The sequence below is a fragment of the Psychromicrobium lacuslunae genome (genome assembly GCF_000950575.1).
Lineage (GTDB): Bacteria > Actinomycetota > Actinomycetes > Actinomycetales > Micrococcaceae > Renibacterium > Renibacterium lacuslunae.
In genome coordinates this window covers 3,562,049-3,576,768 of sequence record NZ_CP011005.1, presented here as the reverse complement: position 1 = coordinate 3,576,768, position 14,720 = coordinate 3,562,049, and the positions used below count along the sequence as shown (strand labels likewise).

Below are 14,720 nucleotides of genomic sequence, written 5' to 3'. Positions count from 1 at the left end.
GCTAGCCCTCAATTCCTGGGTAGAGCGGGAAATCTTCGGCAAGCTTATGCACCCGGGCTTTAAGCGCCTCCGCGTCGACAGCGGCCCCTGCCTTCAGCGCGGTGGCGATGATCTCGGCCACCTCGGTGAATTCGGCCGCGCCGAACCCTCTGGTGGCCAGCGCTGGGGTGCCGATCCGCAACCCCGAGGTGACCATCGGTGGCCGCGGATCGAAAGGCACCGCGTTTCGGTTGACCGTAATCCCAACGCTATGCAGCAGGTCCTCGGCTTGTTGGCCGTCGAGGTCCGAGTTTCGCAGATCGACCAGCACCAGATGGACGTCAGTACCGCCGGTGAGCACCGAGACACCGGCTGCAGCGACGTCGGGCTGATTGAGCCGATCGGCCAAAATCCGGGCACCTTCCAGCACCCGCTCCTGACGTTCCTTGAACTCGTCCGAGCCAGCGACCTTGAAGGCTACCGCTTTCGCTGCGATCACATGCATCAGCGGGCCGCCTTGTTGGCCCGGGAAAACCGCCGAGTTGAGCTTCTTAGCCCACTCCTGCTTAGCCAGGATCACTCCCGAGCGCGGACCAGCCAGCGTTTTGTGCACGGTGGAAGTGACGACGTCGGAATGTGGCACCGGCGAGGGGTGCAAACCGGCCGCGACCAATCCAGCGAAGTGCGCCATATCGGTCCAGAGCAAGGCTCCGACCTCGTCGGCGATGGAGCGGAAGGCGGCAAAGTCAAGGTGTCGAGGGTAAGCAGACCAGCCGGCGATAATGACCTGCGGCTTTTCCGCCTTAGCCTGCTCCCGCAGCTTATCCATATCGATCCGGAAGGTATCTTCCTCAACTTGGTAAGCAGCTACCTCGTAGAGCTTGCCGGAGAAATTCAACTTCATGCCGTGGGTTAGGTGGCCGCCGTGCGCCAACGAGAGGCCGAGGATCTTATCGCCCGGGTTGATCATCGCGGCAAGCGCCGCAGCGTTCGCCTGTGCACCTGAGTGCGGTTGCACATTGGCGTATTCGGCGCCAAAGAGCGTCTTGACCCGATCAATGGCCAGGTTTTCGGCGATATCAACGTATTCGCAACCGCCATAGTAGCGCCGTCCGGGGTAGCCTTCGGCGTATTTATTGGTCAGCACCGAACCTTGAGCTTCCAGCACCGCGCGGGGGGCGAAGTTTTCGGAAGCGATCATTTCCAGGGTGTTGCGTTGTCGCCCCAGTTCGTCTTGCAGGACTTGGGCGATTTCCGGGTCTAGCTCGGCCAAAGAAGTATTCGAGGGATCGTTCGACATGGTGACTCCTGAGCGGAAGAAGGTTCTATGGGTCGTAGCTACCAGTACTTATTAGTGACTGTACCGGCAGATATGACCTCGGTCCCAGGCGTTCGATCCATGGTCTGCGTATGAGTCGCTGTTGACTCGGCCGCTCCCCGGTGGTGAACCACCTTACGCCAGTTGCGACTTGGCCAGTTTAGCTCACGCTCAGCGCGGAGTCAGCATCGGCATTTTGTCTTTCCTCGGTCTTACGCTCGGAGCATGACCTTCGCATACTTTGGCAAGTTAGGCACTCAACCCGGGCGACGCGATGAAGTGGTAGCAATCCTGGTTCGCTCCGACACTGGTGATCCGCTGCCGGGTTGCCTGTTGTATGAGGTGGGAATCAATCCGGACTTCCCGGACCAGGTATTCGTCTCTGAACTCTGGGAATCGGAGGAAGCTCATCAGGCTTCCTCACAGTTGCCCTCTGTTCAGGTCACGATCAAAGGCGATGCCCCTGCTCTCCGGCGAGATGAGTGGGGAACGATTCGAGGTGATCGGCTCCCCATTGCGGGATTGAGAGGCCAGCGAGAAGACCAAAATCGGTGAGATCCCCGCTGGAAAGGCCGAGATCTCACCGATTTTAGCTACCTTTAGCTGCTGCTAACCGCTTTGCGGCCGCTTAGCTCACCGAGACACCCGAGACACTGGTGATCCAGTCGGCCGAGGCCGGTACCGAGGCGTATTCCACTTCGTCGGGCGCATTGTAGTCATTGGTTCCGGAGCAGACGCCGACAACCTTGCCGTTAGCCACCAGGGGGCCACCGGAGTCGCCCTTATAGGCCTGTCCGTCAACAGTCTTTTCCACGATTGACGGGCCGGACCAGCCCTGGTCATCGGTGCCCACAATGCTGACCTTCGCGGTCTTCAGCTTCGACGAGGCCGGCGCGCCAACAGCGGTCCGTCCCCAACCATAGATATTCGCCGCAGTGCCTTCGCTCGGGGTACTACCGCCCAGGGACGCGTAACTTCCCTGGTACGCGGTGCTCAGCTCGGCGAGGGCAACATCGCCCTCCGACCATTCGACCACCCGCTTGACCTTGACCGTAGTACCACCGTTCAAATCAGCGCTGCCAAGCTTGAAGGTGATTGAGCTGGCACTATGTCCTTCGGTGCAGTGCTTCGCGGTGAGCACCCAAGTCGCTGAGATGATCGAGGCTGAGCAGTTGAAGCTGCCGTTGACGAACTCGCGGGCGGCAAAGGGAGCCTTGGAGAAGTCAGCGATGCTGCCGTCGATAATCCGGGGCGCGACAACTGATGCCTTAGCCACCGGAGCGGACTCCAGGGTGCTCGCGCTCGCGGCCGAAATACCGGTGACCGAAAGCACGGCTGCCGCTCCGATTGCGGTAACGATGGGAGCTAATTTCATGATGAACCTTTCTTCAAAGGAATGTTTTGAACCGCGTTAGCCTGGCTGGCTAATCCGGTTAAGGTCTTTCCAGGCAAACAAATGAAACTGGAAACATCCTCCAGATAGGCTCCTAAAAGGCTCCACTATAGAGCCGGGGAATTGGAGGCTCGGTGACGGCGTTGAGCCTGTCATGTATCAAGTTGTGGTGATCGGCGCAGGCCAGGCTGGCCTCGCGGCGGCCTATCACCTAAAGCGAAGGGGCCTGATTCCAGGGCAGGATTTCCTGGTTTTGGATGCTAATCCGGGCCCCGGTGGGGCCTGGCGACATCGCTGGCCCAGCCTCACCTTAGGCGCCGCACACGGCATTCACGACCTGCCAGATTTCCCGCTGGGCGAGCCGGACCCCAGCCGCCCGGCCGCCGAAATAGTTGCGGACTATTACGGACGATTCGAAGCGCATCACGAGCTTCAAGTGCTTCGACCCGCCCGAGTCACCTCGGTCAGTGATAGCCCGGAACACACCGACACTTCGCTGAGCCCATCGCCAGACGAACCCGTTAGACGACCGCTCACTGTGCAGTTCGAGCTGCCAAACCAGGAAACTCGCTCGATCCAGACTCGCTTGCTAATCAGCGGCACCGGGACGTGGGACAAGCCCTACTGGCCGTACTATCCGGGAGCTTCCGAGTTCTCTGGTCGGCAGCTGCATACCCATGACTTTCGCAGCGCTGAGGATTTCGCCAGCCAGCGAGTGCTGGTGGTGGGCGGCGGCACCTCGGCTGCCCAATTCCTCTTGCAACTCGACGAGGCCGGTGCGGAAACCCTGTGGTCCACCCGTCGTCCACCCGAGTTCCGCTCTCTGGAGAAGAACCCAGACTGGGGACGGGACGTGGAGAGAGCGGTCAACGAGCGGACCCGGGCTGGGCTGCCGCCGATCAGTGTGGTGGGCGTGACCGGTTTGCCCATGACGCCGATGTATCAGGCTGGGATTGACGCCGGGGTATTGAGGTCCCGTGGAGCAATTGACTCCTTCGGGCCGCATTCGGTGACCTTCCGCGACGGCAGCGTCGAAGAGATCGACACCATTCTCTGGGCTACCGGTTTTCGCGCCTCATTGGACCATCTGGCGCCTTTGAAGCTGCGTGAACCGGGTGGCGGCATCGTGATGGACGGCGTTCGAGTAGCCAAAGAACCTCGGCTCTTCCTGGTCGGCTACGGCGCTTCGGCTTCCACACTCGGCGCAACCAGGGCAGGCCGCGCCGCCGCTTTGGCAGCGCTCAAACGCCTCGAAACACTTGCCGAACCCGGCGAAACTTTTGCACTGAGCGGAGTTAGGCTCGATTAGATTGGAGCCATGAACCCAATTGACGAGGTTAGTTTCGCCTTGACTCTTTCCTGCCCGGATCGACCCGGTATTGTGCATGCGGTCAGCGGAGCGCTGGTGCAGGCTGGCGGAAATATCACCGAGTCTCAGCAGTACGGCAGCCCCAGAACAGCAGGAAACGCAGGCAGCTTCTTCATGCGGGTCGAGGTCTTAACTACAGCGGGGTTCGACGCGCTGCGGCGGGCTCTTGAGCCGGTGGCCGAGACATTTTCGATGGAATGGGAACTGCACCCGGTTGATTCAGCGGTGCGTACCTTGGTGATGGTCTCCAAGGAAGCCCACTGCCTCAATGAATTGCTATTCCAGCAACGCTCCGGAACACTGCCGATCGTCGTGCCAGCAATCGTCTCAAACCATCCCGAGCTCGCAGAACTGGCCGCCTTTTACGGCGTGCCCTTCTATCACGTACCGGTCAGCGACAAGGTACAGGCGGAGGCTCGATTACGCGAGATCATCGCCGAGCAAAACATTGATCTGGTGGTGCTAGCCCGTTATATGCAGATCCTCTCGGATCAGCTGTGCCGCGAGCTGAGCGGTCGCGCCATCAACATCCACCACTCTTTCCTGCCTTCCTTCAAAGGTGCCAGGCCCTATGCGCAAGCCCACGCCCGCGGCGTTAAGCTGATCGGCGCTACCGCTCATTACGTCACCGGGGAGCTGGACGAAGGACCCATCATTGAGCAGGAAGTGATCCGAGTAGACCACGCGCACAGTGCCGAACGACTGGCCCAAATGGGGCGCGCCGTCGAGGCCCGAACGCTGAGCCAGGCGGTGCGCTGGCACGCAGAGCACCGGGTGTTAATGGACGGTCACCGCACCGTCGTTTTTGACTAGCCGCAGGGCTAAACCGCCCACGATCGTACTAGACCCTACCGGCCACCAGGCATAACTCGGGACTACTGAGCAGCGGCCCCCTCGGGTACGGTAACTCTATGAGCCCTATCTACGACTTTGCTGGCGAGACGCCTCTGATCGCCGCCGACGCTTTTATTGCAGCCAACGCCACAGTGATCGGCAAGGTTGTCATAGGGAATGCTTCAAGCGCCTTCTACGGCGCGGTATTGCGAGGCGATACCGCCCAAATCACGGTGGGCGAGCACAGTAATTTACAGGACAATGTGGTGCTGCACGCTGATCCTGGCTTCCCGACCACGATTGGCGACCGGGTCAGCGTTGGACACGGAGCGGTGGTTCACGGCTGCACGGTCGAGGATGACTGTCTGATCGGGATGGGCGCTACCGTGATGAACGGTGCAGTGATCGGCGCAGGTTCGCTGGTGGCCGGAGGAGCCGTGGTCCTTGAGGGCACCGTCATTCCACCACGATCCCTGGTGGCCGGCGTGCCAGCCAAGGTGCGCCGCGAAATCAGCGATCAAGAATTTGCTGGCATCCAGCACAATGCAGAACATTATCGCGTGCTGGCACAGAGTCATCGAGCTCTGCAGGAGTAGGCGATATGGCCAGCAGCGAGGAGTTGAGAAAGCGCGGGAAGACCTGGTTCACGCTCATTGCGCTGGCAATCGTCTCGCTGCTACTTGGTGCTTGCGTGCCGTCAGTACCGATTGACCCGCAGCCATCGGCTGAGGTCTCCGGCAGCACTTCGGTGACGCCCCTTACCCAGATTTCCGGCTTGAGTGCTCCTTGGAGCATGGTCGAAGTCCCCGGCACAGTAATTTTAGTGAGCGAGCGCGACAGCGGTCGGATTATGGAAGTGCTACAGAGCGGCGGCCTTCGCGTGGTGGGCACAGTCTCAGGCGTCTCGGCCGCCGGTGAAGGCGGCTTACTGGGCCTGGCCTACCGCCCGGCCGATCAATCGCTCTACGCCTACTTCAGCGCAGAGTCCGACAATCGGATCGTCAAGTTCCCCTTGCACGGCGCGGCAAGCGATTTTAGCCTCGGACCGCCGACACCGGTGCTCAGCGGACTGGCCAAGGCCAATAACCACAATGGCGGCAGAATCGCGTTCGGACCGGATGGCAAACTGTATGTCGGCACCGGCGATGCGGGCGCAACCGCCCATGCCCAGGATCCAGCGTCACTGAATGGCAAGATCCTTAGACTCAATCCGGATGGCAGCGTGCCCGCCGATAATCCGACAGCGGGCAGCCTGGTGTACAGCTCAGGGCATCGCAATGTGCAAGGCCTAGCCTGGGACGCCAAGGGCCGACTGTGGGCTTCAGAATTTGGCCAGAACACTTGGGATGAACTCAATCTGATCAAGGCCGGTGGCAACTACGGTTGGCCGGAGGTGGAGGGTGAGGGCGCGGATAGCCGCTTTATTAACCCGGCGCTGCAGTGGAAAACTTCGGAAGCCAGTCCGAGCGGCCTGACAGCGAGCGGCCTGACCCTGTATATGGCCGCGCTCAAGGGCGAGCGGCTGTGGCGGATTGACCTCGCGGCGGACGGCAACTCTGCCAGCTCAACACCGCTCTATCAGGGCCAATACGGTCGCTTGCGGGATGCCCTGATCAGTCAAGGAAATCTGTTGCTGCTGACCAACAATACCGACGGTCGTGGCAGCCCGAGGTCCCAAGATGATCGTATTCTGCGCGTGCCACTCACCGCGCTCCGCTAATCCTCCACCTCTCTTCCCGCTGAGTTCGCTGAAAACTCTCGGTTTCGCTAGGAATTACTGGCGAACCCGAGAAAAACCCGCGAACTCAGCGATGAGGATGAGGTGGGATGGGCATGCAAAGAGTTTCATTAATTAAGTTTTCTAAAAATGCATCAAGTAGCTTTATTGCGTTTACTTCTTGACGACAAGCATAAAGTGATGCAGGCTACCTATATGTCGGTCGAACCGCGCTCTTTACACAGAGCCCCGCGCAACCCTGGGTCACAGTCGGCGCTCCGGCAGCGCAATCAGCAGCGCATTATGGAGTCACTGCTCAATGCCGGCTCACTCACTCAGGCCGAACTCTCCAGACAGACCGGACTCTCCACCGCGACCGTCTCCAATATCGTCAAGATCATGGCCGATGACGGCCTGGTTTCTACCGCTCCCACCACCAGCTCAGGCCGCCGGGCAGTCTCGGTGAGCCTCAATTCGGATGGCGCAGTCGCGGTCGGCATCGATGTCGGACGTACTCACGTTCGGGTAATTATTGCCAGCTTCGATTATCGGATTCTGGCCGAGCGATCGGTGCCGCTACCACTCGGACATCTCGCTCTTGAGGGCGTCCAAGCTGCCGCCAAACTGCTCGAGGAACTACTCCAGGAGACCGGCCTGTCACACAGTGCCGTGGTCGGCGCAGGCGTCGGCATACCTGGGCCAATCGATAGCCGAACCAATACCGTGCTGCAAGGTGCAATCCTGCCGGAATGGGTGGGCATTAATATTCTCGAGCTGCTGGAGAGTGCGCTCAAGGTGCCGGTTTACATCGATAACGATGCTAACTTGGGCGCGTTGGCGCAAGTCACCTGGGGGCCGCACAGCTCAATCAACGATCTGATTTTCATTAAGATCGGCAGCGGCATCGGGGCTGGCCTAATCCTCGGTGGTAGCTCACATTACGGACACATCGGGGTGACCGGCGAGATCGGCCACGCCACCATCTCTGAACAGGGGTTGATCTGCCGCTGCGGCAATCGCGGCTGCCTGGAAACTGTGGCTTCCACGGCCATCATGATCGAGCTGCTCTCCCGCGGCGCGGCCAAACCGGTGACCACTGAAGACATTGTCCGGCTGGCCATCGGCGGGGATTCAGCCACCCTGCGCGTCCTCGACGACGCCGGCCAAGCAGTTGGCCGGGCGATGGCGAACGTCGCCAATCTGCTCAATCCGGAAGTGATCGTGGTTGGCGGACCGCTTGCCGAACTCGGCGACATCCTGCTCGAACCGATTAGGCGAGGCCTGATCCGTCATTCGGTGCCGCTGATTGGTGAATCAACGCAATTGGCGATGTCTTCGATGGGCAATCGCGCTGAAGCCCTGGGCGGCACGGCGTTGGTCTTTCAGCAACAAGGCATCCACGCCACAACCTAAAGCAACACCTCGGCAAATAGCTCAAATAGCCATTGCCAAAACAAACCGTTACACGCTCGTTGTGTTCAAGACTTGACGACAAGCACTGTGACCTAGTTTACTTTCAGACAGACGTAGACACGGGGAGAGCATCGCTGCTTATCCCACTGGGAGGAATGTTTCATGTCAGCCAGCACTTCTGCTGCTTCTCCAGTGATTCTGGAGATGCGCTCAATCACCAAGGAATTCCCCGGGGTCAAAGCGCTCTCCGATGTCTCACTGACCGTGCGAGCCGGTGAAATCCATGCCATCTGCGGCGAAAACGGAGCCGGGAAATCCACTCTGATGAAGGTGCTCTCCGGGGTCTACCCCTATGGCAGCTATCAGGGCGACATTATTTTTCAGTCCGAAGAGTGCCGCTTCAAGGACATTCGGGCTTCCGAGGCCGCTGGCATCGTGATTATTCACCAGGAACTCGCCCTGATCCCCGAACTGTCGATTACCGAGAACATCTTCCTGGGCAATGAGCCCACTCGTTTTGGGGTGATCAACTGGGGCGAAGCTCGTCGGCGAGCTATCGACCTGCTGGCCCGGGTAGGCCTCAACGACGATCCAGATACCCCGATCAAGGAAATCGGTGTCGGCAAGCAGCAATTGGTGGAAATCGCCAAGGCTCTGAACAAATCGGTGAAGCTTCTCATCCTGGATGAGCCAACCGCGGCCCTAAACGAATCTGACTCACAGCATTTGCTTGATCTGATCCGTGGCCTCAAGGGTAAGGGCATCGCCTCAATCATGATCAGCCACAAACTCAATGAGATTGAGGCCATCGCCGATTCGATCACCATTATTCGTGACGGCAAATCGATTGAGACACTCAATGTCAAAGCCGACGGCGTGGACGAGGACCGGATTATCCGTGGCATGGTGGGACGCACCTTGGAATCTCGCTTCCCTGACCACACTCCAAATATCGGCGAGGTGTTCTTCGAGGTGAAGAACTGGACGGTGGCTCATCCGCAGATCTCCGACCGGCTGGTTTGCAAGAACGAATCATTCACGGTGCGCCGTGGCGAGATCGTGGGCTTTGCGGGCCTGATGGGTGCCGGCCGCACCGAATTGGCGCGTTCCATCTTCGGTCGCTCCTATGGCCGTTTCCTCTCCGGCAGCATCATCAAGGACGGCAAGGAAATTACGCTGCACAACGTCAGCCAGGCGATCAACCATGGTCTGGGCTACGTGACCGAAGACCGCAAGAGCCTCGGTTTGAATCTGCTCGATGACATTAAGACCACCACGGTGGCAGCAGCGCTGAAGAAGATTACCCACAATATGGTGGTCAACGACGACGAAGAATATTCGGTCGCCGAAGATTATCGTCAGCAGTTGCGCACCAAGACGCCGAGCGTCGAGGAAGGTGTCTCGAAGCTCTCCGGCGGTAACCAGCAAAAGGTAGTGCTGGCCAAATGGATGTTCACCGATCCCGATTTGCTAATCCTTGACGAGCCAACCCGTGGCATCGATGTTGGTGCCAAGTACGAAATCTACGGCATCATCCAGAAGCTCGCCGATCAGGGCAAGGGAGTGATCGTGATCTCCTCTGAATTGCCCGAGTTACTCGGCCTCTCGGACCGGATTTACACCATTTTCGAGGGCGCCATTACCGGCGTGCTCGACAAGGACGATGCTAGTCAGGAAAGCCTGATGAAGCTGATGACCGCCGCTAAGAAGACCGCCTAAGCGAAGCCCCAGGAAACGGACTCAACGATGAACGACTTCAAGAAGATCTTCGGCGGCAATCTCCGCCAATTCGGCATGATCGGCGCGCTGATCGTGCTGTTGCTGCTATTCCAGATCATGACTGGAGGGCTGATTGGCGGCAAGGTGTTTACCGCCTTCAATCTGCAGAATCTAATCAACGGCAACTCCTACGTGCTGATCCTGGCCATCGGCATGGTACTGGTGATCATCGCCGGCCACATCGACCTCTCAGTGGGCTCGGTAGCGGCCTTCGTCGGCATCGCGGTAGCACTGAGTATTCAGGACTGGGGCTTCCCCTGGTGGGCGGGGGTGATCTTCGGGCTGCTGCTCGGCGCAGCAATTGGTGCTTGGCAAGGCTTCTGGGTGGCCATTGTCGGCATCCCGGCATTCATCGTGACGCTGGCTGGCATGTTACTGTTCCGCGGGCTCAACCAGTGGGTCGGGCACTCGAACTCTATTCCGGTACCCGCCGAGATCCAGTACCTTGGCGGTGGCTTCCTGCCGGAGTGGGGCCCTAACACTCTTTTCAATAACTCAACTTTGCTTCTTGGCCTGCTCGGACTGGCAGCCGTGATCTTTGGTGAGTTGCGCTCTCGGAGCAAGTCAATCCAGATCGGTGCCGAGGTGCCGCCTGCCTGGGTCACCGTCGTCCGTATCCTGTTGATGAGCGCCGCGATCATTCTGGCGACAATTGGTTTTGGCACCGGACGACCGGGAACCTCTTTCCCGGTGTCAGGCGTCATCCTGGGCATCCTGGTGCTGATTTACGGCTTCATCTCCTCGAAGACCATTCTCGGTCGTCACGTTTATGCCGTTGGTGGCAACCGTAACGCGGCAGAACTTTCCGGTGTGAAGAGTCGTAAGGTCAACTTCCTGGTGATGATGAACATGTCGCTGCTCGCGGCGGTCGCCGCTATTGTCTTCATTGGCCGATCCTCGGCCTCTGGACCGTTCGACGGTACCGGCTGGGAGCTCGATGCTATTGCCGCGGTCTTCATCGGCGGTGCCGCTGTCAGCGGCGGCGTAGGCACAGTGATGGGTTCAATGATCGGCGGCTTGGTGATGGCGGTGCTGAACAATGGCCTGCAATTACTCAGCGTCGGCGCCGATATGACTCAGATCATTAAGGGTCTGGTGCTGTTGCTGGCAGTAGCCATTGATGTCTACAACAAGTCCCAGGGCCGTGCCTCGTTGATCGGCCTCATGATGAAGAACTTCGGCCGCAAGGAGCAAATCGGCCTACAGTCCTCCAACGAGCAAGTCCCGTTGGAAACCTCCGCTAAATAATCCCCGCAGTTCCCCTAATGAGAAGAAAGCGAAAATCATGGCGAAACTAACAAAGACGCTAATGTCGGTTGCGGCTCTCGCGACGATTTCAGCCCTGGCCCTGACCGGCTGTGGCGGTCGAGGAGATTCCGGCAATGGCAGTAGCTCAGGCGCAGCCGCCGGCTTCGACAAGAACGCCACCATTGGCGTCGCGCTGCCACAGAAGACCTCGGAAAACTGGGTGCTCGCCGAAGGCCTGTTCAATACCGGCTTGAAGGATGCTGGCTTCAAGCCTGAGGTGCAGTTCGCCAATGGTGGCGTGACCGAGCAGCAGAATCAGATCAGTTCGATGATCACCAATGGCGCCAAGGTCATCATTGTCGGTGCGATTGACGGCTCGCAGTTGAGCACTCAGGTCAAGCAAGCTAAGGATGCCGGGGCGACCATCATCGCTTACGACCGCAATCTGAAGAACACCAGCGACGTCGACTACTACGTGGCCTACGACAATTTCAAGGTCGGCGAACTGCAAGGCCAGGCTTTGCTCGATGGTATGAAAGCAAAGAAGCCGAACGGACCCTACAATATCGAGGTCTTTGCCGGCTCCAATGACGATGCCAATTCTAAGCCATTCTTCGATGGAGCAATGAGCGTACTCAAGCCGAAGATCGACGACGGCACGGTGAAGATCGTTTCCGGCCAGAACACTCAGAACCAGGCCGCTACCGCGGGCTGGAAGGCTGAGAATGCGCAGAAGCGGATGGATACCCTGCTCTCCGGCTCCTACAGCAGCGCCACGCTCGACGGCGTGCTCTCCCCGAACGACACTCTGGCCCGCGCCATCATTAACTCGGTGAAGCAGGCTGGCAAGCCGATCCCGGTGGTCACCGGCCAGGACTCCGAAGTTGAGTCGGTCAAGTCCATTATGGCTGGCGAGCAGTACTCCACCATTAATAAGGACACCAGTAACCTGGTCGCCGCCGCTATCGATATGGTGAAGGCCCTGCAGGAAGGCAAGACTCCGGAGACCACGTCAAAGGACAATAACGGAACCAAGGACGTTCCGACCAAGTACCTCGACCCGGTCATCGTCACCAAGGCCAATGCTGCCGAGGCTTATAAGAACAACCCGACGCTGGAAGCACTGACTAAGTAATCTCACTTCCGCGCCAGCTCAGTTGAAGGCGGTCTCCCCTCGGGGAGGCCGCCTTCAACGTTCTCAATGACAGCTTGGGCGAAATTCTGCCTACCCGGCCCACTAACTCTTACTGGGCCGAAGTAACTGGATTCTCCGCCTCGGGAGTTTTAGCGTCGTGGGTGTCTTCCTCAGGCTCCTTCGCGTGCAGCGCCGGGTCATGCTCCCAACCGCGCGCGGCAATGTATCTGATCGCCGAATTCGCCACCGCGAGGGTCGGCACTGCGAACAGCGCCCCCGGGATACCAGCCAGGAAGGATCCAGCCGCGACCGCCAGGATCACCGCCACCGGGTGCAGCGAAACCGCCTTACCCATTACCAGTGGTTGCAGCACATGGCTCTCCAATTGCTGTACCGCCAGCACCACGATCAGCATGATCAGTGCATTCACCGGACCGTTCGCCACCAGCGCCAGCAACACCGCAATAGCACCGGTGACCAGCGCACCAACGATCGGGATAAACGAACCGAGGAAAACTAGCACGCCCAGCGGTAAAGCGAGCGGTACTTGCAAAATCGCGGCCCCCACGCCAATGCCAACGGCATCGACAAAAGCCACAAAGACCTGGACCCTGACATAGCTCACCATTGAGGCCCAGCCCTTGCGACCCGCACCATTGGTGGCGGCCCTGGCTCGCCGAGGCATCAGGCCGACCAGGAAAAGCCAGATCCGCTCACCTTCCAGCAAAAAGAAAATCAGGATGAAAAGCGCCAGAATCAGCCCGGTACCGAAATGACCGGCTGTGCTGCCGAAAGAGAGTGCGCCACTTACTATGCTGTCGCTATTGCCCTCCAGCGCTTTCGCAGCTTGCTGCAGATAGCCGTCAATCTGGGTTGCTGAAAGATGTAAGGGCCCGGTGGAGAGCCAGTCCTGCACGCGTTGCACACCGACAAGAGCCTCAGACCAGAGGTCATGGAACCCCACAACCAATTGCCGCCCCACCAAGGTGAGTGCACCCGCGACCACCGCAATCATGCCGAGTTCGGTAATCGCTACCGCCAGACCCCTAGGCACTTTGTGACGCACCAGCCACCTGACCACCGGCATTAGCAGGCCAGCCAGCAGCGCTGCGACCAGAACCGGAATGATCAAGAAGCTGACAAAACGCAGCAACCAAATCAGGCCTGCTGCCACTACTAGGATCGCCCCTAACCTCCAGGCCCATTCAGAGCCAATGCGTAGCGCAAAGGGAATCGCCGGGGCGTCTTTGGCTTCGGCCGACGTAGTGGCCGGTGTTTCATGATCGGTCATGGCTCAATACTTGCCCATCAGGCGGATAAAAGGAAAGCTAGCGAACGTTTTTCCTTCAGAGTGAAAGAATGGACGCATGAACGCAGACGACGCGGCTACTCCAACCTACATTGCCCGCCCCGACTGGTACGATGACGGTACCCCTGATCCGCTGGCGGCTACCGGTCCTGCATTACGCTGGGGCATCGTTTCCACCGGTTCCATTGCCAACACGGTAACCAGTGATATCGCTTTACTCGATGATGCTGTTATCCAGGCTGCCTCCTCGCGCAGCCAGCGAAGCGCTGAGGACTTCGCAGCGAAATTCGGTGCGACGAACAGCTACTTCGACGAGCGGGGCCTCACCGGTTACCAGCAGATGTTCGACGACCCGCAGGTGGATGTAGTCTACGTCGCTACCCCGCACGGCCAGCACTACGAGGTAGCCAAGGCCGCACTGGAAGCGGGTAAGCACGTGCTGTGCGAGAAGGCTCTAACCATCAATGCCCGCGAGGCCGAGGAATTAATCGAATTGGCCGGGTCCAAGGGTTTGTTCCTGATGGAGGCAATGTGGGCTCGCTTTACCCCAGGCGTGCAGCGCGCACTGGAATTGGTCGGTAGCGGGGTGTTCGGCGAGATTCACTGGGTCCGCGCCGACGTTGGCTTCCCGGCCCCGCAAGATCCGAACTCGCGGATCTGGGCTCCGGAGGCTGGCGGCGGTGCACTACTGGACCTGACCGTCTACCCTTTACTTTGGGCTTGGGCGGTTTTTGGCGCTCCAGATGCGGTGCAAGCCAGCGGTACCTTGACCGATTTCGGCGTTGACGCACAGAACGCAATCACCCTTGACTACCGAGGCGGCGGTCAGGCTCAGCTGATGAGCTCCTTGCTCTCGCAGGGACCTAGGCAAGCTGACCTTGGTGGCACCGACGGTGTCTTGAGCACTGTTGGCTCAATTCATAATCCAGAGGGACTGGCCGTCCGCTACGGCTGGAATGGCTCTGGCTGGGAGCAGGAACGGATTGAGACTTTTAGTCCGGTCGGCCGCGGTTATACCTATCAGCTGCGTGAGGTGACCCGCTGCATTCAGCAGGGTTTGCAACAAAGCCCGACCATGCCCTGGGCAGACTCACTCGCAATTATGCGGCTCTTCGACGGCGTGCGGGCCCAGCTCGGCGTGAGCTACCCCAACGATCGTCGCTAAACAGCCCATCGAGTTCGGAGATCTGCACGCTAAACGCGATGTTTAGTGTGCAGATCTCCGA

At 59.1% G+C, this 14,720-nt stretch carries 13 protein-coding genes and 1 riboswitch; of the genes, 10 read left to right on the top strand and 3 right to left on the bottom strand.

The genetic code is table 11. The features are described from left to right. Position 1: 1 nt before the first annotated feature. Positions 2-1,279, bottom strand: a complete 1,278-nt coding sequence (gene glyA, locus UM93_RS16850; RefSeq protein WP_045076612.1) for a serine hydroxymethyltransferase — start codon at positions 1,277-1,279, stop codon at positions 2-4. Between the two features lie 75 nt (positions 1,280-1,354). Beyond that, positions 1,355-1,455: riboswitch (ZMP/ZTP riboswitch) on the bottom strand. A 67-nt stretch (positions 1,456-1,522) separates the two neighbouring features. Here glyA and UM93_RS16845 point away from each other — a divergent pair. Continuing rightward, on the top strand, positions 1,523-1,852 hold the full coding sequence (locus UM93_RS16845; RefSeq protein ID WP_324606737.1) for a putative quinol monooxygenase: 330 nt from the start codon (positions 1,523-1,525) through the stop codon (positions 1,850-1,852). Between the two features lie 73 nt (positions 1,853-1,925). Here UM93_RS16845 and UM93_RS16840 read toward each other — a convergent pair whose 3' ends face one another. Then, on the bottom strand, positions 1,926-2,672 hold the full coding sequence (locus tag UM93_RS16840; protein ID WP_052663871.1) for a S1 family peptidase: 747 nt from the start codon (positions 2,670-2,672) through the stop codon (positions 1,926-1,928). Between the two features lie 172 nt (positions 2,673-2,844). Here UM93_RS16840 and UM93_RS16835 point away from each other — a divergent pair, with 172 nt between their 5' ends. The 8 genes from UM93_RS16835 (at position 2,845) to UM93_RS16800 (ending at position 12,185) form a co-directional block, all read left to right on the top strand. Continuing rightward, positions 2,845-3,999, top strand: coding sequence for an FAD-dependent oxidoreductase (locus UM93_RS16835; protein ID WP_045076611.1), 1,155 nt, complete (start codon positions 2,845-2,847; stop codon positions 3,997-3,999). A 9-nt stretch (positions 4,000-4,008) separates the two neighbouring features. Beyond that, a complete protein-coding gene (gene purU, locus UM93_RS16830) occupies positions 4,009-4,872 on the top strand; it encodes a formyltetrahydrofolate deformylase (protein WP_045076610.1) in 864 nt (287 codons plus the stop codon). A 98-nt stretch (positions 4,873-4,970) separates the two neighbouring features. After that, on the top strand, positions 4,971-5,489 hold the full coding sequence (locus UM93_RS16825; protein ID WP_045076609.1) for a gamma carbonic anhydrase family protein: 519 nt from the start codon (positions 4,971-4,973) through the stop codon (positions 5,487-5,489). A gap of 5 nt (positions 5,490-5,494) precedes the next feature. Next, complete coding sequence (locus tag UM93_RS16820) at positions 5,495-6,613, top strand: PQQ-dependent sugar dehydrogenase (protein WP_045076608.1); 1,119 nt, start codon at positions 5,495-5,497, stop codon at positions 6,611-6,613. A 213-nt stretch (positions 6,614-6,826) separates the two neighbouring features. After that, positions 6,827-8,023 (top strand): ROK family transcriptional regulator, encoded by a 1,197-nt coding sequence (locus UM93_RS16815; protein ID WP_045077699.1) that lies wholly within the window; start codon positions 6,827-6,829, stop codon positions 8,021-8,023. 162 nt (positions 8,024-8,185) lie between these two features. Beyond that, entirely contained in the window at positions 8,186-9,742 is a 1,557-nt protein-coding gene (gene mmsA, locus UM93_RS16810) for a multiple monosaccharide ABC transporter ATP-binding protein (RefSeq protein ID WP_045076607.1), read from the top strand. Between the two features lie 27 nt (positions 9,743-9,769). Further along, positions 9,770-11,050, top strand: a complete 1,281-nt coding sequence (gene mmsB, locus UM93_RS16805; RefSeq protein ID WP_045076606.1) for a multiple monosaccharide ABC transporter permease — start codon at positions 9,770-9,772, stop codon at positions 11,048-11,050. 37 nt (positions 11,051-11,087) lie between these two features. Continuing rightward, positions 11,088-12,185, top strand: a complete 1,098-nt coding sequence (locus UM93_RS16800; protein WP_082057215.1) for a substrate-binding domain-containing protein — start codon at positions 11,088-11,090, stop codon at positions 12,183-12,185. 109 nt (positions 12,186-12,294) lie between these two features. Here the strand turns inward: UM93_RS16800 and UM93_RS16795 are convergent, their stop codons facing one another. After that, on the bottom strand, positions 12,295-13,476 hold the full coding sequence (locus tag UM93_RS16795; protein ID WP_082057214.1) for an AI-2E family transporter: 1,182 nt from the start codon (positions 13,474-13,476) through the stop codon (positions 12,295-12,297). Positions 13,477-13,552: 76 nt separating this feature from the next. Between UM93_RS16795 and UM93_RS16790 the strand changes: the two genes are divergently transcribed. Next, entirely contained in the window at positions 13,553-14,659 is a 1,107-nt protein-coding gene (locus UM93_RS16790) for a Gfo/Idh/MocA family protein (protein ID WP_082057213.1), read from the top strand. Positions 14,660-14,720: the final 61 nt, after the last annotated feature.

What these genes read in the sequence shown, in the direction of transcription:
- glyA (WP_045076612.1), bottom strand. Translation starts at nt 1,279, where the DNA reads ATGTCGAACGATCCCTCGAATACTTCTTTGGCCGAGCTAGACCCGGAA.
- UM93_RS16845 (WP_324606737.1), top strand. Translation starts at nt 1,523, where the DNA reads ATGACCTTCGCATACTTTGGCAAGTTAGGCACTCAACCCGGGCGACGC.
- UM93_RS16840 (WP_052663871.1), bottom strand. Translation starts at nt 2,672, where the DNA reads ATGAAATTAGCTCCCATCGTTACCGCAATCGGAGCGGCAGCCGTGCTT.
- UM93_RS16835 (WP_045076611.1), top strand. Translation starts at nt 2,845, where the DNA reads ATGTATCAAGTTGTGGTGATCGGCGCAGGCCAGGCTGGCCTCGCGGCG.
- purU (WP_045076610.1), top strand. Translation starts at nt 4,009, where the DNA reads ATGAACCCAATTGACGAGGTTAGTTTCGCCTTGACTCTTTCCTGCCCG.
- UM93_RS16825 (WP_045076609.1), top strand. Translation starts at nt 4,971, where the DNA reads ATGAGCCCTATCTACGACTTTGCTGGCGAGACGCCTCTGATCGCCGCC.
- UM93_RS16820 (WP_045076608.1), top strand. Translation starts at nt 5,495, where the DNA reads ATGGCCAGCAGCGAGGAGTTGAGAAAGCGCGGGAAGACCTGGTTCACG.
- UM93_RS16815 (WP_045077699.1), top strand. Translation starts at nt 6,827, where the DNA reads ATGTCGGTCGAACCGCGCTCTTTACACAGAGCCCCGCGCAACCCTGGG.
- mmsA (WP_045076607.1), top strand. Translation starts at nt 8,186, where the DNA reads ATGTCAGCCAGCACTTCTGCTGCTTCTCCAGTGATTCTGGAGATGCGC.
- mmsB (WP_045076606.1), top strand. Translation starts at nt 9,770, where the DNA reads ATGAACGACTTCAAGAAGATCTTCGGCGGCAATCTCCGCCAATTCGGC.
- UM93_RS16800 (WP_082057215.1), top strand. Translation starts at nt 11,088, where the DNA reads ATGGCGAAACTAACAAAGACGCTAATGTCGGTTGCGGCTCTCGCGACG.
- UM93_RS16795 (WP_082057214.1), bottom strand. Translation starts at nt 13,476, where the DNA reads ATGACCGATCATGAAACACCGGCCACTACGTCGGCCGAAGCCAAAGAC.
- UM93_RS16790 (WP_082057213.1), top strand. Translation starts at nt 13,553, where the DNA reads ATGAACGCAGACGACGCGGCTACTCCAACCTACATTGCCCGCCCCGAC.